Consider the following 22,597-nt stretch of genomic DNA (forward strand, 5'->3'; position numbering starts at 1 on the left):
ATGGCGCAGAATCGCGCCGGAACAAGGAGACGACCATGGCTGTGGTCACCATCCGCCAGCTGCTCGACAGCGGCGTGCACTTCGGACACCAGACCCGTCGGTGGAACCCGAAGGTCAAGCGCTTCATCCTCACCGAGCGCAGCGGCATCCACATCATCGACCTCCAGCAGTCGCTCGGCTACATCGACAAGGCCTACGACTTCGTCAAGGAGACCGTCGCCCACGGTGGCACGATCCTCTTCGTCGGCACGAAGAAGCAGGCGCAGGAGATCCTCGCCGAGCAGGCGACCCGCGTGGGTCAGCCCTTCGTCAACCAGCGCTGGCTCGGTGGACTCCTCACCAACTTCCAGACGATCTCCAAGCGTCTCGCACGCATGAAGGAGCTCGAGGAGCTCGACTACGAGACCCCGGCGAACAGCGGCTTCACGAAGAAGGAGCTGCTTCTCAAGAAGCGCGAGCTCGACAAGCTGCACAAGTCGCTCGGCGGGATCCGCAACCTCACCAAGACGCCCTCCGCCATCTGGGTCGTGGACGCCAAGCGTGAGCACCTCGCCATCGACGAGGCCAAGAAGCTCGGCATCCCCGTGATCGGCATCCTCGACACCAACGCCGACCCGGACGACTTCCAGTACCCGATCCCCGGCAACGACGACGCGATCCGCTCGGTCTCGCTGCTGACCCGCATCATCGCGGACGCAGCGGCAGAGGGTCTGCAGCAGAAGCACAACCCCGAGACGGGCGACGCTGAGCCGCTCGCCGACTGGGAGAAGGAGCTCCTCGAAGCTCCCGTCCAGGAGTCCGCTGACGCAGCAGAGGTCGTCGACGCCGCCGCCGATGAGGCTGCCGTCGTCGAGACGCCCGCTGCTGACGAGACCGCTGCCGATGAGGCCGGTGCTGAGGCACACGACGAGGCGATCGCCGCCGCTTCCGGTGAGGAGACCTCTGAGGTCGCCGCCGCCGAAGCAGCAGACGCCAAGTAATTCCGCGACCACCACACACATCACGAAGCAAGGAGCCACCACACATGGCCAACTTCACCATCGCCGACCTCAAGGCGCTGCGTGAGCAGCTCGGCACGGGAATGGTCGACACCAAGAAGGCGCTCGAGGAGGCTGACGGAGACGTCGAGAAGGCCACCGAGATCCTGCGTCTGAAGGGTGCCAAGGGCAACGCGAAGCGTGCCGACCGTTCCACCAGCGAGGGCCTCATCGTCGCTCGCGAGCAGGACGGCGCCGTGACGCTGATCGAGCTCGCCTGCGAGACGGACTTCGTCGCGAAGAACGAGCGCTTCATCGCGCTGGCCGACAAGGTCGCAGACGCCGTCGCAGCTGTCAAGGCTGACTCGGTCGAGGCCGGTCTCGCCGCCCAGGCGGGCGACAAGAGCGTCGAGCAGACCATCTCGGAAGAGGCTGCGATCATCGGCGAGAAGGTCGAACTGCGTCGCGTGCGCACGGTCTCCGGCGACAAGGTCGAGGTCTACCTGCACCGCACCAGCAAGGACCTGCCGCCGCAGATCGGTGTCGTCGTCGCCTACTCGGGTGACGACGCCGAGACCGCTCGCAGCATCGCGCAGCACATCTCGTTCGCGAACCCGTCGTACCTCTCCCGCGAGGACGTACCGTCCGACGCCGTGGAGAAGGAGCGCGAGATCGTCACCGAGATCTCCCGCAACGAGGGCAAGCCGGAAGCGGCTCTGCCCAAGATCGTCGAGGGCCGTGTCTCCGCGTTCATCAAGCAGGTCGCCCTGCTCGAGCAGGACTACGCGAAGGACAACAAGCTCTCTGTCGCCCAGGTGGCGAAGGACGCCGGTATCACCGTGACGGACTTCGCGCGCTTCAAGGTCGGCGCGTAACATCGTCGAAGGGGTTCGGATCAACGCGATCCGGACCCCTTCTTCATGCCCAGAAGGCACTATCTTGAATCGGGACGAGAGGATCACCCCCATGACCGACCGCACAGGACGCCGCCGCGTTCTTCTCAAGCTCTCCGGTGAGGCGTTCGGCGCCGGCCAGCTCGGTGTCAACCCCGATGTCGTCAGCCAGATCGCTCGCGACATCGCCGCAGCGGTCGACCGCGTCGAGATCGCCATCGTCGTCGGTGGTGGCAACTTCTTCCGTGGAGCGGAGCTGAGCCAGCGCGGCATGGACCGCGGTCGCGCCGACTACATGGGCATGCTCGGCACGGTGATGAACGCTCTGGCGCTCCAGGACTTCCTCGAGCAGGCCGGCGCGCCCACACGCGTGCAGTCCGCGATCTCGATGACGCAGGTGGCCGAGCCTTACATTCCGCTCCGCGCGGAGCGTCACATGGAGAAGGGCCGCGTCGTGATCTTCGGCGCCGGCGCCGGTCTGCCGTACTTCTCGACCGACACGGTCGCCGCGCAGCGCGCTCTCGAGATCGGTGCTGAGGAGGTCCTCGTCGCCAAGAACGGCGTCGACGCCATCTACACCGCCGACCCGAACAAGCACGCGGATGCCGAGCGCATCGAGCGCGTCACGTATCGCGACGCCCTCCAGCGCGGACTCAAGGTCGTCGACTCGACGGCGTTCAGCCTCTGCATGGACAACAACATGGACATGCGCGTCTTCGGCATGGAACCGGCGGGCAACGTCACGCGTGCTCTCCTCGGCGAGCACATCGGCACTCTCGTCACGGCCTGAGCGCCTGCCGGTGCTCGAGCGCCCCGCCCGATAGAATTTCAGAACACCCCGACGATAGGAGTCACCGTGATCGCGGATGTCCTCGCTGAAACCACCTCCCGCATGGCACGAGCCGTCGAGGCCGCCAAGGAGGACTTCTCCACGGTGCGCACCGGTCGTGCGAACCCGCAGCTCTTCCAGAAGGTCCTGGTCGACTACTACGGAACGCCGACTCCTCTCGCGCAGCTCGCCTCACTCGCGAACCAGGAAGCACGCACGCTCATCATCACGCCGTACGACAAGTCGGCGCTGAAGGGCATCGAGCAGGCTATTCGCGACATGCCGAACCTCGGCGCCAACCCCACCAACGACGGCAACCTCGTGCGGGTCACGATGCCTGAGCTCACTGCCGAGCGTCGCAAGGAGTACGTGAAGCTCGTCAAGACCAAGGCGGAGGACGCCAAGGTCCACGTCCGAGGCATCCGCCGCAAGGGCAAGGATGAGCTCGACGCCCTGAAGAGCGAGCTCGGCGAAGACGAGATCGCCAGGGGAGAGAAGGAACTCGACGCCCTCACGCGCCAGCACGTCGACCTGATCGACGACGCACTCAAGCGCAAAGAGGCCGAACTCCTCGAGGTGTAGGCGGCATGTCCGACGACTCCAGCGGTGACGGTACCGACAAGCCGCAGACGCGTCGTGAGGCGCGCGACTCGTCGACCCCGGCCGGCGGCACCCCCCTTGTCGACGGTGCATTCCCGACGTTCGACAGCGCGAGCATCCCGCCGCGGCCTCCATTGCCCGCGGAACGGCCCGCGGTCGCGGCGTCGACACTGGACACCGCTGACCACAACGCCATCCGCGAGCAGTGGAGAGCGGCCAGGGATGAGCTGGGAAACCATGTCTCGCACGCTCGCGGCCAGCTCGATCAGGCCAATGAACGGATCAAGGAGCGCACAGGTCGCGACCTGATCCTGGCGACGCTGATCGGTCTCGCGTTCGGTGCAGCGCTGCTCGCTTCGCTTCTGTTCATCAAGGTGCTGTTCGTGCCGTTCGCGCTGGCGGCCGCCCTGTTGGGCGTCTACGAGCTCTCGCTCGCCCTCCGCGCGTCGGGTCGACGGATCGACGTGGTGCCGCAGTTCATCGCGGCCACACTTCTCGTGCTCTCCGCCTTCTTCCTCGATCTCTGGCTCGTCTGGGTCATGCTGTTCCTCGCCGTCGCGTTCGTGATCGTCTGGCGGCTCGTCGCGCAGATGATCGCCACGGACGGTAGAACCTACGGCGACGTGCTCACGGATGCCGTCATCAGCGGTTTCGTGCAGATCTACGTTCCGTTCCTCGCCGCCGTCGCGTTGATCCTCCTCAAGCAGGAAGGGGGTCAGTGGTGGGTGCTCAGCTTCATCGCGATCGCCGTCGTCGCCGACACCGGCGCCTACGCCGCGGGACTCGCGTTCGGTCGGCATCCGATGGCTCCCCGGATCAGTCCCAAGAAGACCTGGGAGGGCTTCGGCGGTGCGGTGCTCGGTTCGATAGCCGCCGGTGTGCTCCTCGCGATCTTCCTTCTCCATGTGCCGTGGTGGATCGGCGTGATCTTCGGCGTCGCGATCCTGCTGTCCGCGACACTCGGTGACCTCGGCGAGTCGATGCTGAAGCGCGACCTCGGCATCAAGGACATGAGCTCCTGGCTTCCCGGGCACGGCGGGCTCCTCGACCGGCTCGACAGCATCCTGCCGTCCACGGTCCCCGCTCTGTGCCTCTATTTCCTCTTCTCCTCCTGGGTGGTGCTGTGATGGTCTCCGACGACGTACAGGTTTCGGGTGACGCTGTGGAGGCGCCGCCTGCCTTCTCGCTGACGAGCGGCCGTGTGCGCGGCTACCACCGCGCGGCGGTCGACACATTCCTCGCGGCTGCGCGGACCGCCTTCGAGGGCGACGCCGACGACCTGAGCGCGGCCGACGTGCGAGTGGCGTCGTTCCCCCTCGTGAAGAACGGCTATGTCGTCGCAGAGGTCGACGCGGCGCTCGGTCGCGTCGAGGATGCTCTGGCCGCCCGCGCTCGCGACCGGGTGGTTCGCTCTCGTGGAGCGGGTGCATGGGTCGAGCAGGCACGTGGCGACGCGCAGGTGATCCTCGATCACCTGGCCAGGCCGAAGCGTCACCGTTTCGCGCGCACGGGTGTGCTCACCTTCGGCTACCGCATCGACGAGGTCGATCACGTGGGCACGCGCATCGCCCGTTACCTGCGGGATGGAGAGCCGCTGACGGCCGAGCAGTTGCGCGCCGCCGCGTTCCGGATGCAGCGCGGTGGGTATCGTGAAGAGCAGGTCGATGCCCTCCTGGACGCGGCCGTAGACGTCATCCTGGCCGTTCGCTGAGCGTTCTGATGGCCGTCTCAGGCCTCAGCGGGTAGACTTCCTCTCATCGTGAACTCCCGAAACGACATGACTCCCCAGCGAAACGATGTGACGCCTGTGCCCGCATCGGCGACTCTCTCGGCGCGCACGGGCAGCCGACGCCGTGGCGTCGTGGGCTTCTTCAGCGCTCTTGCGGTCGTCGGTTTCGCGGCGGCGATGGTCGCCCCTACGGGTGTCGCGCTCGCGGAGCAGCCCGCAGAGGCGAGCCCGGAGTCGGCCTACTCAGTCGCGCTCACCGAGACCCAGAACCTCACCGTCTCGGTGGAAGGCGCAACGATCGCGCCCGTCCAGCGCGGGACGTTCTCCGTCTATGTGACGCCGAAGCCCACACCGACCCCCACACCCACGACGGCGTCCTCCGGCTCGTCCTCGAAGTCGAGCAGCGCCGCGCCTCTCTTCTATACCGGCGGGGGTGCTCCGGCCGAGTGGATGGCCGCTGCCGGAATCGCCGAGTCCGACTGGGGTTACGTCGACTACATCGTCTCGCGTGAGAGCGGATGGAATCCGAACGCGACCAACAAGTCCTCGGGTGCGTGCGGTCTCGTCCAGGCCCTGCCGTGCAGCAAGGTGCCTGGCAACGGATACGACCCGGTCGACAACCTGCGCTGGGCGACGGGCTATGCCACCGGGCGATACGGCAGCTGGGCCGGCGCGCACGCCTTCTGGACGAACAACCACTGGTGGTGAGCGGCCCTCATGGCACGCTCCCGCAGACGCCGTCCGGCGCGCCCTGATCCCGAGGACTCTCTGGACCGCCTTCTGGCGTCCTGGAAGCGCACGGAGGTGCGCCGGGGCTCCGAATGGACCGTGCAGCCGGTATCGGCCGCGCAGGCGCTCAAGGAGTACAGCTGCCCCGGGTGCGGACGCACCGTCGCGCCGGGCACCGCTCATCTCGTGATCTGGCGCGCGGACGGCGTGCTCGGCGACGCCGCAGACCTCGCCGCCCGGCGGCATTGGCACACACACTGTTGGAGGATTGCGTGAGCATCGAGATCCGCGGACCACTCGAGCTTCCTGCTCGACGCGAGGACATCGTTCTGGAGACGGCGGATGAGCTGACGCTCGTGGGGGAACTCGCGGTGCCGGAGTCGGCCGACCCTGTCGCGACGCTCGTGACACTCCACCCGCTGCCCACGGCGGGCGGTTTCATGGACTCGCACATCATCCGGAAGGCCGCCGCACGGCTACCCGCGTTGGCCGACCTCGCCGTGCTGCGATTCAACACGCGCGGCACCACGTCTCCTCGAGGAACGAGCGACGGCACGTTCGACGGGGGAGCGGCGGAGCAGTTCGACGTCGCCGCGGCGATGGACTTCGTCCGTGACCGCGGCCTTCCGCGCCCGTGGCTGCTCGGCTGGTCGTTCGGCACGGAACTCGCCCTCAAGTACGGACGCGAGCACGATGTCGAGGGGATCATCCTCCTGTCGCCGCCGCTGCATCGCGCGACCGAATCGGAGGTCGCCGCATGGGCGGATGAGGACGTCGAGGTCGTCATTCTGGTTCCCGAGCTCGACGACTATCTCCGTCCGGCAGAGGCGAGAGAGCGGTTCGCGGCGATCCCGCACGCGAACCTGATCGCAGTCGAGGGCGGCAAGCACCTCTGGGTGGGAGAGAGCCAGACCCGGCGCGTGCTCACCGAGATCGTGGCGGCGGTGAACCCTGCGGCGCTGCCGCTGCCGAACGAGTGGCCGGCGGCTTAGAGCTCGTTCATCCGGGGGATCAGCACCTGGCGGTAGAGGATCAGGATGCTGGCTGCGACGGGGATCGCGATGAGCGCGCCCAGGAGACCCAGAAGGCTTCCTCCCGCCAAGGCGGCGACCACCACGACGGCGCCGGGCACGGACACTGCGCGGCTCATGATCCTCGGTGAGATCACGTACGCCTCGATCTGCATGTAGATCAGGTAGTAGATCGCCGCCGCGATCGCGGTCGCGGGGGAGCCGAGGCCGGGAATGAGGCAGACGAGCACGATGATCGTCGACCCTGTCAATGTGCCCACGAGCGGGATCAGCGAGAAGAAGAAGGCCACGACCGCGAGCACGGCAGGGAACGGCGCGTCGATGATCGTCAGGAAGATCATGCTCAGGATGCCGTTGATGACGCCCTGCGTCACCTGACCCATGACGTAGTACCCGACCGAGTCCGTGATCTGCTCGGCGAGGTCGATGAAGCGCTCCCGCTTCGACGCGGGCGCGAGCTGGTACACCGCTCGCTTCAGCGACGGCGTGGAGGCCGTCAGGTAGATCGTCAGGATCAGGACGATGAACGCGCCGAAGAGACCGCTGACGACGGCGCCGCTGGCCGCGAGGACGCTCTGCCCGATGGACCCGCCGATCTGGGTGAGGTTCGTCTCGAGCCAGTTCGTCACGTAGGCGAAAACGTCGTCGACTTTGAGATTGGGGAAGGTGTCGACCATCCACTCCCGGAGGTCCACGAGGAAGGTTCCGCGTTGGACGATGGCCGTGATCTGCGCGATGAGCTGGGAGATCTGGTCGACGAGCACCGGGATCACGATCAGGATGATGCCCGCGAAGATGCCGAGGACGGCCAGGATCGTGATCAGCACGGCGAGCCACCGGGGGAGTCTCTTGCGTTCGAGGAACGATACGAGCGGGTCGAGACCGAGACTGAGGAACAGTGCCGTGCCGACGTAGAGCAGCACAGTGGACAGGCTCTCGACGCTTCCGATCAACAGGATTCCCAGGCCCACGCCGAGCGTCGCCACGAGGGCGGTGCGGAACGGGTTGTGGATCTTCATCGGTGCTCCTCGGAGATGGGGATGATGCAAGGGTATCTACCGTGTGATGCCTGATCGTCACGACGTGCCGGGACGATCAGGCATGCCCTCGTGGGCAACACACAGGTGATTTCGCTAGTCTGAAATGTCGAGTGTTGCGACTCGGGCGCTCGTCCGGGTCGTGTGAGGAGACTATTCGTGCGTTTCGTATGGGCCGTCGTGGCCTTCGTGCTGGCTGCGGGACTGATCGCTGCGGGCATCGCGCAGCGAACCGTTTTCATGGGTCCGTCGACCCAGGAGACCTCGGTCGCCGTGGAAGAACCGGCGCCCTACGTGCTCCTGGACGGCGACGTCCTGAGGGAGCACCCCGGCGCTCAGACCCTGCTCGTCCGTGGAGACGGTGACATCTTCGCCGCGTACGGTCGAACGGCCGACATGGAGGCGTGGCTGGCTGACGCCTCGTACAACCACGTCACCGTCGGCAAGGACGGCGAGCTTGATGTCGAGCTCGTGGACGCGGTCGCGACAGGTGAAGACGACGCCGATACGGACGCCCCCGAGGCGACCCCGGCTCCCGCGGAGACGCCCGCAGACGACGGTGCGGCAGCCGAAGCCGGGCGGAGTCCGGTCGGATCGGATCTCTGGCTCGACTCGTTCACCGACACCGATGCGCTGATCGCCGACATGCAGCTGCCCGAAGGCGTCAGCCTTCTCATCGCCCACGACGGCACTGTCGACGCACCTGACGACATCGTCGTCTCCTGGCCGCTCGACACGTCGACGCCTCTGGCGGGTCCGCTGATGGCAGCCGGTGCCGCCGTGCTCGTCGTCGGCCTCGTCCTGTACGTGCTCGGCATCCGCCACCAGCGCCGCGGACGTGGTCCTCGGCGCAAGGGACCAGGGCCTCTTCCCGCGACCGAGCCGATCGATGTGGCCCAGCTGCCGCCGTCGGAGCGGAAGGCGATCGAGGAATCATCGACGACCGAACCCGACAGGGGATCCACTCCAGCCGAGCACGCCGTCGATTCGGAGAGCGTGCACGGCGACGGGCAGGAGGGCTCGGCGAGCGAGGGCGACGCAGCCGGCGATCGCAAGTCCGAGATGCGCGCCACACCGAGCCGCAGACGCCGCATGTTCGCGGTGCCGGCTCTCGCGCTGACCGCGCTCCTGGCCACCGGATGCTCGGCCGACTCGTGGCCCCAGTTCGGTGCGGGGACGCCCAGTCCCTCGCCCAGCGCCACCGTGATCGCTCCCGAGAACCAGAAGCCCCCGGCGGTGACCGAGGCTCAGGCCAAGCGCATCCTTCAGGATGTGTCGGCGACGCTCTCCGACGCGGACGCCGCGATGGACATCGACCTGGCGGGAACCCGCCTCGACGGCCCTGCCCTGACGGCCCGCAAGACCGAGTATGCGCTGCGTACCGCGCTTCCTGATACCGCCGTGCCGGCGGCGATCCCGACCGATGACGTCGAGGTCATGCTGCCAGAGGCGACCGACCGTTGGCCGCGCACCGTCCTCCTGCTCTCGAAGAGCGACGGCGACGACACAGTTCCCCCGGTCGTGCTGACGATGACACAGCAGGACCCCTGGTCCAACTACAAGGTCAACAACATGGCCGAGATGTCGGCTGATGCCGTCTTCCCTGAGGTCGCCGCGCCGTGGCTCGGAACTTCGCTCGTCCCGGACGACTCCGCCTTCCTCAGCATGCCGCCGGGCGAACTCGCCGCGACATTCTCGGACGTCGTCGACGCGGGCGAGCAGAGCGCGTCCTACGGACTGTTCGACGAGATCTCGCAGAACCTCGCGAAGTCGATCCGAGACAGCCGCCAGGCTGTGGTGCAGAACCTCGCGGACAACGGCGCTGCAGCGACGTCCCAGACCGCCTTCGACATCGCACCGGCCGACTCCGCCCCTGTATCGATGACCACTCTGGGCAGCGGCGCCATAGTCGCCGTCTCGCTGGTCGACACCGAGACGGTCACACCGACTTCCGCGGATGCGGTGATCCGTTTCGGCGACAACGCGCAGGCGAAGGCGCTGACCGGGGTCACCGAGTCCGCCAAGGGCGTGACGACCAAGTACGAATTCCAGTTGTTCTTCTCCGTCCCCGCCCAGGGCTCCACGGAGCAGATCCGGCTCCTGGCCGTCCGCCAGGATCTTCTCTCCGTCGAGGTGATCAAGTGACCGATATCTCTCCTGCCGCGCTCCGAGGAGCCGTCGACCTCTCCAGTCTGCGCAATCGACCGGCCGCGCCAGCGACCGGAACGCCTGCTCCCGCACCGGGGGTCGCGGACGTGGTGGTCGACGCGACCGACGAATCGTTCGGTCGGATCCTCGAGCTCTCGCGCACCGTGCCAGTGGTCGTCGACCTGTGGGCCGAGTGGTGCGGACCCTGTAAGCAGCTGAGCCCCATCATCGAGAAGGTGACGCGCGAGCTCGGCGGCAAGGTGCTGCTCGCCAAGGTCGACGTCGATGCCAACCCTCAGCTCGCGCAGGGTTTCCGTGCGCAGTCGATCCCGATGGTGGTCGCTCTCATCGCAGGACAGCCGGTTCCGATGTTCACCGGAGCGGTTCCCGAACAGCAGGTCCGCGAAGTCTTCGCGCAACTGCTCCAGCTTGCCGCGCAGAACGGCGTCACGGGCTCGCTGGATGTGGGCGAGGCCCCGGCTGCGACCGAGGAGGCCGCCGAAGAACCGCCGCTGCCGCCGCTGCACGCGGAGGCCTTCGCCGCGATCGAACTCGGCGACTACGCCGCAGCCGTCATCGCCTACGAGAAGGCCCTCGCCGAGAATCCTCGTGACGAGGATGCGATAGCCGGTCTCGGGCAGGTGCGTCTTCTCGATCGCGTGCAGAAGCTCGACCTGCAGGAGGCACGGGCAGCTGCCGCAGCGGGGCCGCTGGATGTGCAGGCCCAGTTCGATGTTGCGGATCTCGATCTCGCGGGCGGGCACGTCGACGATGCGTTCGGACGTCTGCTCGACCTGTTCGCTCAGCTTCCCTCCGCCGAGCGCACGCCGGTTCGCGAGCGACTCATCGAGCTGTTCGGTCTCATCGGCGCAGCCGACCCGCGTGTCGTCTCGGCACGCAATCGGCTCTCGTCGCTGCTGTTCTGACCGCGCTGCGCGCCCCGCGGTCAGCCGTGGCTGATCGTCGGCACGTGCGGGTCGCTCTGATGGCGGAGCCAGATCGTCGACAGCGCAGGGATCGTCATCGTCGCCGTCGGGGTGCCGCCGTCTGCGGTATCCGCGACGACCACACCGAGGTTGCCTGAGCCTCGTCCGCCGTACTCCGCGGCATCGGTGTTGAGGATCTCCTGCCAGATTCCCGCGCTGGGCAGCGCGAGGCGATACCCGCTGCGCTCGACGCCGGCGAAGTTGCTGATCACGACGAGCCGGCCGCCATGCGCGTCGCGGCGCTCGAACGCGATCACGTTCGGATCCCAGCTGGGCGCACCCAGGCGCGAGAAGGACGAACCATCGTTGTCGCGCTCCCAGAGCGGAGCCTGGGCACGGTATGTGCGGTTGAGCTGCCCGACGAAACTCTGCAGCTGGGCATGGGACGGCTGCTCGAGCAGCCACCAGTCCAGCTCACGGGACTCGGACCACTCTGCGAGCTGGCCGAACTCCTGTCCCATGAACAGCAGCTTCTTGCCCGGGTGCCCCCACATGTACCCCAGGTAGGCGCGCACGTTCGCGAGCTTGTGCCAGTGATCTCCCGGCATCTTCGCGAGCAGACTGCCTTTGCCGTGCACGACCTCGTCATGGCTGATCGGCAACAGGTAGTTCTCGCCGAACGCGTACACGAAGGAGAACGTCATCTCGCCCTCGTGGTGCGAGCGATACATCGGATCGCGCTCGATGTACTGGAGCGAGTCGTTCATCCAGCCCATATTCCACTTGAAACCGAAACCGAGACCGGCATGATCGGTCGGAGCGGTGACACCGGGGAAGCTCGTCGATTCCTCGGCGATCATCAGCACGCCGGGGTGCACACGATAGGCGGTCGCATTGACTTCCTGCAGGAATCGAATCGCCTCGAGATTCTCGCGCCCGCCGTGGATGTTGGGTTCCCACTCGCCGTCGTTACGGGAGTAGTCGAGGTAGAGCATCGAGGCGACGGCGTCGACGCGAAGGCCGTCGACGTGGAACTCGCTCAGCCAGAACAGCGCGTTCGCGACAAGGAATCCGCGCACCTCCGGACGCCCGTAGTCGAAGATGAGCGTGCCCCAGTCCTGGTGCTCGCCTCGTCGGGGATCCGGGTGCTCGTAGAGAGGCTGGCCGTCGAAGCGCGCCAGGGCGAACGCATCCTTCGGGAAATGGCCCGGGACCCAGTCCATGATGACGCCGATGCCCGCCTGGTGCAGGCGGTCGATCAGGTAGCGCAGGTCGTCCGGGCTGCCGAAGCGGCTCGTCGCCGCGTAGTAGCCGCTGACCTGATAGCCCCAGGATCCGCCGAACGGGTGCTCGGCGAGCGGCATGAACTCCACATGGGTGAAGCCGGCCTCCTCGACGTGCGCGATGAGCGGCGCCGCAGCATCCCGATAGCTCAGTCCGCCACGCCACGATCCCAGGTGAACCTCGTACACCGACAGCGGTTGCGCGACGGCATGAGTCGCGGCCCTGCGTGTCATCCAGGCGCCATCCGACCAGGCGTATGTCGACTCGGTGACCACGGATGCGGTCTCCGGCGGGACCTGCGCGGCCTGCGCCATCGGATCCGCCTTGAAGATCCACGCACCGTCGCGCGTCCTGATCTCGTACTTGTAGATCGTGCCGACCGGGAGATCCGGGATGAACAGCTCCCAGATCCCGCTCACACCCATCGAGCGCATGGCATGGGGCTCGCCGTTCCACCCGTTGTGATCACCGACCACGCGAACGGCGGTCGCGTTGGGCGCCCAGACGGCGAAGCCCACTCCGACCTCGCCCTCCACGACCCGTGGATGCGCCCCCAGCACCTCCCAGAGGCGTTCGTGGCGTCCCTCTGCGATCAGATGCACGTCGACGTCGCCCAACGTCGGGAGGTGCCGGTAGGGGTCGCCGACGACGGTCTCGTCATCGGCGCCGTACGCCGTCGCGATCCGGTACGGCACAGGGGGTCCGTCGTGATGACCCTCCCAGATGCCGTGCGCGACGTGGTCCAGTTCGAGGCGGGTGCCGTCGCCGAACACGGCGGCCACGCTCGCTGCGAGCGGACGACGGGCACGGATGACGGTGACCGTGCGGTCGCCCGCATCGGTGAACGGGTGCGCGCCCAGCACCGAGTGCGGGTCGTGATGGGATCCTGCCGCCACCGCGGCCCATTCCGACGACGTCGTCGCATCTTCCAGGTAGCTCATCAACGCTTCCTCACCTTCAGGATGTGCACCGGCTCGGCGAAGGCGTCGAGGCGCACGTAGTTGTGGTCGGTCCACGTCCAGACGGCTCCGGTCAGGAGGTCCTCGACTTCGAACGGCTCGCCCAGAGGAACGCCCCAGATCGTCGTGTCGAGGTGGACCGTGGTCTCGCGCACCGAGTGGGGATCGACGTTGGCGACCACGAGGATCGTGTCCGCAGAACCCGTTCCCGTGAATGCGGCATCGAGATGCTTGCTGTAGACGAGCACCGAGTCGTCGTCGCTCCAATGGACCGAGAGATTGCGCAGCTGGCGAAGAGCCGGGTGCGTGCGACGGATCTCGTTCAGACGACGGAGAAGGGGGGCGAGCGAGTCGCCGGCGGCTTCGGCTCCCTCCCAGTCGCGGAGCTTGTACTCGTACTTCTCGTTGTCTATGTTCTCTTCGGACCCCGGACGCGCGACGTTCTCGAAGAGCTCGTAGCCGGCGTAGACCCCGTAGATGGGGGCAGCGGTCGCACCGATGCAGGCGCGGATGCGGTACGCGGCACGTCCTCCGAACTGCAGGTACTCGGTGAGGATGTCGTGGGTGTTCACGAAGAGGTTCGGCCGCATGTAGTCGCTGGTCTCCTGCGACACGGTCGTGAGGAACTCCTCGAGTTCGGTCTTGGTGTTGCGCCACGTGAAGTAGCTGTAGCTCTGCTGGAAACCGACCGCGGCCAGCGCCCGCATGACCGCGGGGCGGGTGAAGGCCTCGGCGAGGAAGATCACATCGGGGTCGGCAGCGTTGACTGTGGCGATGAGCCACTCCCAGAACTGAAGCGGCTTGGTGTGCGGATTGTCGACCCGGAAGATCTTCACGCCCTCGCGCACCCAGTGCTGCACGATCCGCAGCATCTCCTGGTAGATGCCGGCCGGGTCGTTGTCGAAGTTCAGGGGGTAGATGTCCTGGTACTTCTTCGGCGGATTCTCGGCGTACGCGATCGTTCCGTCGGGAAGAGTCGTGAACCACTCCGGATGCTCGGCGACCCACGGGTGGTCAGGAGATGCCTGCAGAGCGAGATCCAGGGCGACCTCCAGGCCCTCGTTCCGTGCCGCACGCACGAATGCACGGAAATCGGCCGGCTTGCCGAGATCGGGGTGGATGGCGTCATGCCCGCCCTCCGCCGCCCCGATCGCGTAGGGGGAGCCGGGGTCTTCGGGCTCGGTCGTCAGCGTGTTGTTGCGCCCCTTGCGGTTGGTGATCCCGATCGGGTGGATCGGGACCAGGTAGATCACATCGAACCCCATCGCGGCGACGCCCGGAAGCCGCTTCGTCGCGGTGCGGAACGTGCCGCTCTTGATCGTGCCGTCCTTCAGCCGTCTGGCGCCCTCGGACCGGGGGAAGAACTCGTACCAGGCGCCGACCCCCGCCGTGGTCCTCTCGACGAGCAGGGTGTGCGCCGCAGACGTCGAGCGCAGCGTCGTCAGCGGCCGCTCGAGGAAGACCCGAGCGAGCTCAGCGTCGGTCGACAGCGCGATCGTGGTCGCAGCGTCTCCGTCCAGAAGCGCGGTGGAATCAGCGGCGAGGCGCTTGCGCTGCGCGAGAGGGCGGTCCTTCTCCGCGGCGGCGCGGGCAAGGAGCTCGGCGCCGAGTGCGGCCATGACCGGAACGTCCACACCGGCGGCCACCTTCAGCTCGGCGGCATGGGCCCAGGTCGCGAAGTCGTCGGAGAACGCCTCGAAGCGGAACGTCCATCGGCCCTGGACGTCGATCGCGACATCGGCACTCCACCGGTCGGTGCCGTCCAGCAGCGGGGAGAGGCGATGGAGCGACTCCTCGCCGTTCGGCGACGTCAGCCGCAGCTGCACACCGATCAGGTCGTGACCCTCGCGGAACGCGACGACGCTGAAGGGCACGACCTCTCCCACGAAGGCCTTGGGCGAGAATCCGCCGGGAACAGCAGGTCTGCCGTCCAGCAGCGGAATGCGCGTGGCGCGTAGCGACTCGCCGTCCGACACGACGCCCAGCGGACGCAGAGGGATCTGAGCGGGACTCCGGAGAGCCTGAGGACTGGTGCTGCTCATTCGTGCGGCCACCCCCCGAATGTACCGCTACCGACGCACTGCGGGTAGCGAGCGGACGGCTTCGGCGCGCCGCACATCATTCGACGCGGAAGAGCCTCATCGAGGTGCCCGGGATCGGCAGGATGTCGCCGGGCGCGAACGTCTCGCCGTCGGTGCCCGGGCGCTTGTCGGCACTCGACCACAGCGACACGAACCGGGTCGCATCCTCGAGTTCCTCGGGCAGTCGCACGTCGATCGGCGACTCGGTGCCGTGCACGATCAGGAGGATGCGATTGGCCGCTTCACGGTCCGGAGTGGAGGCGGCCACATACTGCAGCGTGCGGTTGCCCGGGTCGGTCCACTGCTCGCTCTCCATCGTCTCGCCGTTCTGGTCGAACCAGTCCATGACGGAGGCGTTCGGGATGTGTTCGCCCAGTCGCGCGTATCGGCTCGGTCGCAGTGCGGGATTCTCGGAGCGCAGCTCGATCAGCCTGCTGACGTGAGCCCGCAGGTCTTCCTGCCACGGCTCTGGGTCCCAGCCGAGCCAGGTCATCGCGGAGTCCTGCGCGTAGGCGTTGTTGTTGCCCCGCTGCGTGCGCCCGACCTCGTCGCCCGCGGTGAGCATCGGGATTCCGGCGGAAAGCAGAAGCGTGCCCAGCAGGTTGCGCATCGCCTTGCGTCGAGCCGCGAGGATGGCCGGGTCGTCCGTCGGACCCTCGATCCCGTGGTTGAACGCACGGTTCATGTCGGCGCCGTCGCGGTTGTGCTCGCCGTTCGCCTCATTGTGCTTGACGTCGTACGACACCAGGTCGTGCAACGTGAAGCCGTCGTGCGCCGTCACGAAGTTGATGCTCGCGAGCGGCCCGCGCTCATCGGCGAAGGTGTTGGAGGACCCGGCGAGACGCGTCGCGAAGCCACCGATGCCGACCGGTGCCGAGGCCCTTCGCGCATAGTCGATGTCGCTCAGCCAGAAGTTGCGCACGCGGTCGCGGTAGCGGTCGTTCCACTCCAGCCAGCCCTTGGGGAAGTTGCCCGTCTGCCACCCGCCCATCCCGACGTCCCACGGCTCGGCGATGAGCTTCGTCTCCTTCAGGATCGGATCGTCGGCGATCGCCATCAGCAGCGGGTGCTCGGGAGTGTATGTGTGCGAGCCGTCGCGTGCGATGGCAGCGGCGAGATCGAACCGGAACCCGTCGATCTGCATCTCCTGGGCCCAATAGCGCAGCGAGTCGAGCACGAGGCGGGCACCGGCATCCGTCGAGGTGTCGAGCGTGTTGCCGCACCCCGTGGTGTCGATGTACGCCCCGGACGCGTCCTGGCGGTAATAGCTCGCGTTGTCGATGCCGCGAAGGCTCGAGCGCGGGCCTCCGAGTCCCTCTTCCGACGTGTGGTTGTACACGACGTCGAGGATGACCTCGAGCCCGGCTTCGTGGAGCAGCCGCACCATCCCCTTGAACTCGGCGAGGACGGCCTCAGGACCGCCCTTCCGCGCGTCCTCCGTCGCATACGCGTTGTGGGGCGTGAAGAAGTTGAGGGTGTTGTACCCCCAGTAGTTGGTGAGTCCGCGCTCGAGCAGACGAGGCTCCGGCACGAACGCATGCACGGGGAGAAGCTCGATCGAGGTGATGCCCAGCTCGTGGAAGTACTCGATCATCGCGGGGTGGGCGAGACCCGCGTAAGTTCCGTGCAGCGCAGGGGGGATGTCAGGCTGTCGCTTGGTGAGGCCCTTCAGATGGCCCTCGTAGATGACCGTGCGATCGAGGGGGATGCGGGGCTTGACCGAATCGCCCCAGTCGAAGCCGTCGACGATCACGACGGATCGCCACTCCTCGTAGCCGTCGCCCTGGGCGAGGCCTCGCGCATACGGATCGAGGAGGAGGGTCTCGGGGTTGAAGGTGTTGCCGGGGCCGTGCGGTCCGCCGACGCGGATCGCGTAGCGGGTGCCGGGCTGCAGCAGCTCGGTCGTGACCTCCCAGACACCGCCGGGGAGTCGTTCGAGGTCGATCTGATCGGTCACCCAGTCCAGGTCTGTGGCATCGAACACGACGAGCTCGATGGACGACGCGTTCTGCGACCAGACGCGGAGGGTTCCGACGCCGTCGTGAAGACGAACGCCGAGGTTGTCGAGTGCAGTACCGCCGGGCACGGTGATGTCTCGGATCGCGGGCATGAATACACCATAGGGGTCTGCGCTCGGGTCTCAGGACACGATGCACTCAGTTCCAGGTGCGCTCCGGCCGACGAAAATGGGGGAGAGTTGAGGGATGCAGCACTATCTCGATCACGCGGCCACGACCCCGCTGCGCCCGGAGGCGCGCGAGGCGTGGGTGGAGGCGAGCGCGATCGTCGGCAACGCGTCGTCGACGCACGGAGCGGGGCAGGACGCCAGGCGCCTGCTCGAGGACTCGCGGGAGCGAGCCGCCGCGGTGCTCGGGTCAGATCCCATCGAGGTCGTCTTCACCTCGGGGGGCACGGAGTCGATCAACCTCGCCCTGCAGGGGCTGTGGCAGGCGCGTCCCGCGGGGACTGAGGCGGTCGTCATGCCGGACGCTGAGCATCACGCGACCATGGACACGGTCGACGCGCTGGTCGGGGCAGGCGCAGTATTGCGCGCTGTTCCGGTATATCGCACGGCGGAGATCGATCTGGGCGCTTTCACCGCTCAGCTTCCGGGGTCGGCGCTGGCCACCGCATTGGTCGCCAACAACGAGTCGGGGACCATCAACGACGCGGCGGCGCTGGCCTCATCGGCCGCGGACGCGCGGGTCCCGCTGCACCTCGATGCCGTGTCTGCGCTCGGTCATGTTCCGCTGTCGTTCCGTGCCCTGCGCGGCGACGCTGCGGACGCCGTCGGACTCGTCGCGATGAGTGTCGCAGGTCACAAGATCGGCGCGCCCGTCGGTGTCGGAGCCCTCGTCACGTCACGCACCGCGCGCCTCGCGGCCATCCTTCGCGGTGGCGCGCAGCAGCGCGGCCTCCGTGCGGGGACTCAGGACGTCGCGGGTGCCGCCGCGTTCGCCGTCGCCCTGGAACTCGCCGAGGCGGAGCGAGAGCGAGAGAACGCCAGGCTGAGCGAGATGCGCGATCGGATGGTCGACGGCATCCTCGCCCGTGTTCCGGCCGCCGAAGTCCTCGGGGATCGCGTCAGGAGGCTTCCGGGCAACGCGCACATCCTGTTCCCCGGCGCAGTGGGGGAGAGCCTGCTCTTCCTGCTCGACATGGCGGGCATCGCGACGTCGACTGGATCGGCATGTCAGGCGGGTGTGGCGGAGCCCTCGCACGTGGTCATGGCCATGGGGCACAGCGAACAGGATGCGCGCAGCGTGCTCCGCTTCTCGCTCGGGCGCACGTCCACCGATGCGGACGTCGATGCGGTCCTCTCGTCGATCGCTGAGGCGTACTCGCGCGCATCCGGCTCCGGCTCAGCCGCACGCTCGTAGACTGGATCCATGAGGATTCTTGCGGCCATGAGTGGCGGGGTGGACTCCGCCGTGGCGGCCGCACGTGCGGTCGATGCCGGTCACGACGTCGTCGGCGTGCACCTCGCGTTGTCCCGCGCCGGGGGAACCCTGCGCACGGGCAGCAGAGGATGCTGCACCATCGAGGACGCACTCGACGCCAGACGCGCAGCCGACCTCCTCGGCATCCCCTTCTACGTCTGGGACTTCTCGGAGCGCTTCCGCGAAGACGTCATCGCCGACTTCGTGTCGGAGTATCAGGCAGGGCGCACACCGAACCCCTGTATGCGGTGCAACGAGAAGATCAAGTTCGCGGCCTTGCTCGAGCGCGCGATCGAGCTCGGCTTCGACGCGGTGTGCACCGGGCACTACGCCACTCTGATCCCGACCGATGCGGGCCTCGAGCTGCACCGCGCTGCCGACAATGCGAAGGACCAGTCCTACGTGCTCGGAGTGCTGACAGCCGAGCAGCTCGCCCACACCTACTTCCCGCTCGGCACGACGCCATCGAAGGCCGTCGTACGGGCAGAGGCCGCGGAGCGCGGATTGACCGTCGCCCAGAAGCCCGACAGCCATGACATCTGCTTCATCCCCGATGGCGACACTCGCGGTTGGCTCGCCGAGAAGGTCGGCACGGCCACCGGTGAGATCGTCGATCGGACGGGCGAAGTCGTGGGTTCGCACGAGGGCGCACATGCGTTCACCGTGGGTCAGCGTCGCGGCCTGAAGCTCGGTGTTCCAGCCGCTGACGGCAAGCCGCGATTCGTGCTCGAAGTGCGCCCCGTCTCGAACACGGTGGTCGTGGGACCGAAGGAGGCACTCGCGATCCGCGAGATCTCGGGCGTTCGATTCAGTTGGGCTGGTGCCGCGCCTGTGGAGTCGGATTTCGCCTGCGAGGTGCAGATCCGCGCTCACGCCGAGCCCGAGGTCGCTCGAGCCTTCGTCACAGCAGAGGGCGTGCGCGTCGTCCCCGAGAAGCCTCTCAACGGTGTAGCTCCCGGCCAGACGGCGGTGCTCTACGTCGGCACTCGCGTACTGGGCCAGTTCACGATAGACCGCACGGTGTCCGCGGTACCGGTCGACGCGTAGCGCCTCCCTCGGGATGTCGGTGGCCGCTCGTAGACTGGCGGAGTGCCGGAGAACATCTCGCTGGAAGACGCCCGTATCGAAGCCGACGAGCTGACCACTCGAATCCTCGAGGCGAAGGACGCCTACTACGGGCGTGACACCTCCGTCGTCGATGACTTCACCTACGACGGGTGGATGCACCGGCTCGAGGAGCTCGAGCGGCTGCATCCCGAGCTGCAGGGCCAGGATTCGCCGACGCAGATGGTGGGCGCGGCCGAGGCTACAGGGCTCGCGACCATCGAGCATGCCGAACGCATGCTGAGTCTCGACAACGTGTTCTCGATCGATGAGCTTCGTGAGTGGGCGGCGAAGACGCGCGCGGCTGCGGGACGAGACGTCGACTGGCTCACCGAGCTCAAGATCGACGGCCTCGCTATCAATCTCCGCTATGAGAACGGACGCCTGACGTCGGCTGCGACGCGGGGCGACGGACGCGTCGGCGAGATCGTCACCGAGAATGCCCTGCGTCTTCCTGAGATCCCGCGGGAGCTCCGAGGCGACGGACATCCTGAGATCGTCGAGGTCCGCGGCGAGGTGTTCATCCCCGTGGCCGCGTTCGAACGGCTCAACGCCGCGCAGGCCTCGTTCCGCGAGCGCGCGTATGCCGACGCGCTGGCCCGCTGGGAGGCGCGGGGAGGCACGAAGAAGCCGTTCGATGAAGAGAAGGCGCGCACCGCGGCGGCGCGACGCTTCCCTTCGTTCGCGAATCCTCGCAACGCCGCCAGCGGCGGACTGCGTCAGCAGATCGACAAGAAGGACGGGCTCGAACTCGAAGCAGGAATGCTGCGGATCGAATCCCTCGCGCTCTACGTGCACGGCATCGGCGCCTGGGAGAACCCACCGGTCGCCGCGCAGAGCCAGGTCTATGAGCAACTGGCCGAGTGGGGGCTGCCCACGAGCCCGCACACCAAGGTCTGCACGAGCATCGACGAGGTCGCGGCGTTCGTCGAGTACTTCGGCGAGCATCGTCACGACATCGAGCACGAGCTCGACGGCATCGTCGTCAAGGTCGACGAGCTCTCCCTGCACGACGAGCTCGGTGCCACGAGTCGCGCGCCTCGCTGGGCGATCGCGTACAAATACCCACCCGAAGAGGTGCAGACGAAGCTCCTCGACATCGTCGTGTCCGTCGGGCGCACGGGACGTGCCACGCCGTTCGCGGTGATGGCGCCTGCACACGTCGCCGGCTCCGTCGTCAGGCAGGCGACCCTGCACAACAAAGACGTCGTGAAGGCGAAGGGCGTGCTGATCGGCGACACCGTCGTGCTGCGCAAAGCGGGTGACGTGATTCCTGAGGTGCTCGGCCCGGTCGTCGAGAAACGCGACGGCACCGAACGAGAGTTCGTGATGCCGGTCGACTGCCCCGAGTGCGGCACGCCGCTTCGCGCGATGAAGGAGGGGGATATCGATCTGCGCTGCCCGAACGCGCGGTCATGCCCCGCCCAGGTGCGCGGGCGTGTCGAGCACATCGGATCCCGCGGGGCGCTCGATGTCGAGGCACTGGGTGAGGTCACGGCCGCTGCCTTGACACAGCCCACTTTGCCGGAGGTCCCCCCGCTCGAGACCGAGGCCGGCTTGTTCGCGCTGACTCTCGAGGAGATCGTCCCGATCGAGCTGGTCGTGCGCGACGCCGAGACCGGCCTGCCCAAGGAAGACGACGACGGTCTCGTCAAGACGCGCGCACCGTTCCGCCGCAATCCCAGCGCGGCGGAGAAGAAGTCGGGCCTCGAGGGCCCTCAGCCGTCGTCGCAGGCGCTCACGCTCCTCGCCGAGCTCGAGAAGGCCAAGACCAAGGATCTCTGGCGCCTCCTCGTCTCGCTGAACATCCGTCACGTCGGGCCTGTCGCCGCCCGAGCGCTCGCGCAGTGGTTCGGCTCGCTCGACGCCATTCGCGCGGCGTCGCGAGAAGAGCTCGCTGCCGTCGAAGGGGTCGGCGGCATCATCGCCGACTCGCTGCTCGCCTGGTTCGACGTGGACTGGCATCAGGAGATCGTGCGGCAGTGGACGCAGGCCGGCGTGCAGTGGGCCACGCCCGGGCACCCTGGTCCCGGCGCCGCGGTCGTGGAGGGCGGTGTGCTCGACGGACTCACCATCGTGGCGACGGGCTCCCTCGACGGGTACACGCGCGACGGAGCGCAGGAGGCCATCATCAAGGCCGGCGGCAAAGCGGCCTCGAGCGTCTCGAAGAAGACCGACTTCGTCGCGGCGGGTCCGGGTGCCGGATCCAAGCTCGGCAAGGCGGAGGAACTCGGCATCCGCATCCTCGACGCGGCGCAGTTCCACATCCTCGTGACCGAAGGGCCGGACGCACTCGGCTGACGCGATACGGAGCGCGGATGGCGGCGAGCCTTGCGCGCAGCGTGGCGACCAGATACTCAGGCCCTGACCACGCCTACGCCTCGGAGATGCGCTGGAGCAGCTTGGGCGAGCCGGTGAACCCGAGCCTCCGATAGACCGGGACGGCGCGTTCGCTCGAGTGCACGGTGATTCTGGAGGCGCCGGCACCGCGTGCGTGGGCTGTCGCCGCGTCGACGAGAGCGGTTCCCACACCTCCACCGCGATGCGCGGGTAGCACGAACACACTCTGGATGTCCGCGGAGAGGCGGTTGCTCGCACCGGGGCTCGGAACTCGGGGTAGCAGTGCGACCCATGCCGCGCCGACGATCTCGTCATCGATCGTCCGCGCGACGAACGCGGCGTGCGTGGCCCGATGGTCGTCCCACCAGGATGCGAGAGCCGTCACGAACGAGTCGAACTCCCCGTCGTCGGCATCGACGGCGGCTCTGTCGATCCACTTCACGCGCGCCAGGCCCCGAACATCGTCGGAGCCTGCGCGCTCGATGTGCAC

Annotated in this window: 19 protein-coding genes; 14 read left to right on the forward strand and 5 right to left on the reverse strand. The window is 67.4% G+C overall.

The annotated features are described in order from the left end of the window. Positions 1 to 35 precede the first annotated feature (35 nt). The 9 genes from rpsB to MRBLWH13_RS05775 all read left to right on the forward strand — a co-directional run bounded on the left by rpsB (position 36) and on the right by MRBLWH13_RS05775 (position 6,749). Positions 36 to 980, forward strand: a complete 945-nt coding sequence (gene rpsB / locus MRBLWH13_RS05735) for a 30S ribosomal protein S2 (RefSeq protein WP_056307906.1) — start codon at positions 36 to 38, stop codon at positions 978 to 980. A gap of 44 nt (positions 981 to 1,024) precedes the next feature. Then, the gene (tsf, locus tag MRBLWH13_RS05740) at positions 1,025 to 1,852 is read left to right on the forward strand and encodes a translation elongation factor Ts (RefSeq protein WP_341957318.1); all 828 of its coding nucleotides are present in this window, start codon (positions 1,025 to 1,027) and stop codon (positions 1,850 to 1,852) included. 91 nt (positions 1,853 to 1,943) lie between these two features. After that, complete coding sequence (gene pyrH / locus MRBLWH13_RS05745; RefSeq protein ID WP_056307902.1) at positions 1,944 to 2,660, forward strand: UMP kinase; 717 nt, start codon at positions 1,944 to 1,946, stop codon at positions 2,658 to 2,660. A 66-nt stretch (positions 2,661 to 2,726) separates the two neighbouring features. Continuing rightward, positions 2,727 to 3,281: a ribosome recycling factor gene (gene frr / locus MRBLWH13_RS05750; protein ID WP_056307900.1), complete on the forward strand. Its 555-nt coding sequence runs from the start codon at positions 2,727 to 2,729 to the stop codon at positions 3,279 to 3,281. 5 nt (positions 3,282 to 3,286) lie between these two features. Then, positions 3,287 to 4,426 (forward strand): phosphatidate cytidylyltransferase, encoded by a 1,140-nt coding sequence (locus MRBLWH13_RS05755; protein WP_341957319.1) that lies wholly within the window; start codon positions 3,287 to 3,289, stop codon positions 4,424 to 4,426. A gap of 35 nt (positions 4,427 to 4,461) precedes the next feature. Then, positions 4,462 to 5,010 (forward strand): DivIVA domain-containing protein, encoded by a 549-nt coding sequence (locus tag MRBLWH13_RS05760; RefSeq protein WP_341957321.1) that lies wholly within the window; start codon positions 4,462 to 4,464, stop codon positions 5,008 to 5,010. A gap of 66 nt (positions 5,011 to 5,076) precedes the next feature. Further along, positions 5,077 to 5,736, forward strand: coding sequence for a transglycosylase SLT domain-containing protein (locus tag MRBLWH13_RS05765; RefSeq protein WP_341957322.1), 660 nt, complete (start codon positions 5,077 to 5,079; stop codon positions 5,734 to 5,736). Positions 5,737 to 5,745: 9 nt separating this feature from the next. Continuing rightward, entirely contained in the window at positions 5,746 to 6,033 is a 288-nt protein-coding gene (locus MRBLWH13_RS05770) for a hypothetical protein (protein WP_341957323.1), read from the forward strand. Between the two features lie 2 nt (positions 6,034 to 6,035). After that, complete coding sequence (locus MRBLWH13_RS05775) at positions 6,036 to 6,749, forward strand: alpha/beta hydrolase (protein ID WP_341958227.1); 714 nt, start codon at positions 6,036 to 6,038, stop codon at positions 6,747 to 6,749. Here MRBLWH13_RS05775 and MRBLWH13_RS05780 read toward each other — a convergent pair. Then, a complete protein-coding gene (locus tag MRBLWH13_RS05780; protein WP_341957324.1) occupies positions 6,746 to 7,807 on the reverse strand; it encodes an AI-2E family transporter in 1,062 nt (353 codons plus the stop codon). The genes MRBLWH13_RS05775 and MRBLWH13_RS05780 overlap by 4 nt on opposite strands. Before the next feature lie 177 nt (positions 7,808 to 7,984). On the opposite strand from MRBLWH13_RS05780, the gene MRBLWH13_RS05785 reads away from it, so the two are divergent. Next, positions 7,985 to 9,970: a glycosyl transferase gene (locus MRBLWH13_RS05785; protein ID WP_341957325.1), complete on the forward strand. Its 1,986-nt coding sequence runs from the start codon at positions 7,985 to 7,987 to the stop codon at positions 9,968 to 9,970. Beyond that, complete coding sequence (locus tag MRBLWH13_RS05790) at positions 9,967 to 10,899, forward strand: tetratricopeptide repeat protein (protein ID WP_341957326.1); 933 nt, start codon at positions 9,967 to 9,969, stop codon at positions 10,897 to 10,899. The genes MRBLWH13_RS05785 and MRBLWH13_RS05790 overlap by 4 nt, the downstream gene beginning before the upstream one ends. A 20-nt stretch (positions 10,900 to 10,919) precedes the next feature. Here MRBLWH13_RS05790 and glgB read toward each other — a convergent pair whose 3' ends face one another. The 3 genes from glgB to glgX all read right to left on the reverse strand — a co-directional run bounded on the left by glgB (position 10,920) and on the right by glgX (position 17,333). After that, entirely contained in the window at positions 10,920 to 13,124 is a 2,205-nt protein-coding gene (gene glgB, locus MRBLWH13_RS05795) for a 1,4-alpha-glucan branching protein GlgB (protein WP_341957327.1), read from the reverse strand. Beyond that, complete coding sequence (locus MRBLWH13_RS05800) at positions 13,124 to 15,184, reverse strand: maltotransferase domain-containing protein (RefSeq protein ID WP_341957328.1); 2,061 nt, start codon at positions 15,182 to 15,184, stop codon at positions 13,124 to 13,126. The genes glgB and MRBLWH13_RS05800 overlap by 1 nt, the downstream gene beginning before the upstream one ends. A gap of 76 nt (positions 15,185 to 15,260) precedes the next feature. Beyond that, positions 15,261 to 17,333, reverse strand: coding sequence for a glycogen debranching protein GlgX (glgX, locus tag MRBLWH13_RS05805; protein WP_341957330.1), 2,073 nt, complete (start codon positions 17,331 to 17,333; stop codon positions 15,261 to 15,263). Between the two features lie 94 nt (positions 17,334 to 17,427). On the opposite strand from glgX, the gene MRBLWH13_RS05810 reads away from it, so the two are divergent. Genes MRBLWH13_RS05810 through ligA form a run of 3 tightly spaced genes read left to right on the forward strand, consistent with a single transcriptional unit; the run spans position 17,428 to position 22,068 of the window. Continuing rightward, positions 17,428 to 18,603, forward strand: a complete 1,176-nt coding sequence (locus MRBLWH13_RS05810; protein ID WP_341957331.1) for a cysteine desulfurase family protein — start codon at positions 17,428 to 17,430, stop codon at positions 18,601 to 18,603. A gap of 9 nt (positions 18,604 to 18,612) precedes the next feature. Next, the gene (mnmA, locus tag MRBLWH13_RS05815; RefSeq protein WP_341957333.1) at positions 18,613 to 19,710 is read left to right on the forward strand and encodes a tRNA 2-thiouridine(34) synthase MnmA; all 1,098 of its coding nucleotides are present in this window, start codon (positions 18,613 to 18,615) and stop codon (positions 19,708 to 19,710) included. A 42-nt stretch (positions 19,711 to 19,752) separates the two neighbouring features. After that, positions 19,753 to 22,068 carry an NAD-dependent DNA ligase LigA gene (gene ligA, locus MRBLWH13_RS05820; RefSeq protein WP_341957334.1) on the forward strand — a complete coding sequence of 772 codons (2,316 nt, stop codon included), beginning with the start codon at positions 19,753 to 19,755 and terminating at the stop codon, positions 22,066 to 22,068. Between the two features lie 73 nt (positions 22,069 to 22,141). Here the strand turns inward: ligA and MRBLWH13_RS05825 are convergent, their stop codons facing one another. Next, positions 22,142 to 22,597: a GNAT family N-acetyltransferase gene (locus MRBLWH13_RS05825; protein ID WP_341957335.1), complete on the reverse strand. Its 456-nt coding sequence runs from the start codon at positions 22,595 to 22,597 to the stop codon at positions 22,142 to 22,144.

The sequence above is a fragment of the Microbacterium sp. LWH13-1.2 genome, assembly GCF_038397735.1.
Lineage (GTDB): Bacteria > Actinomycetota > Actinomycetes > Actinomycetales > Microbacteriaceae > Microbacterium.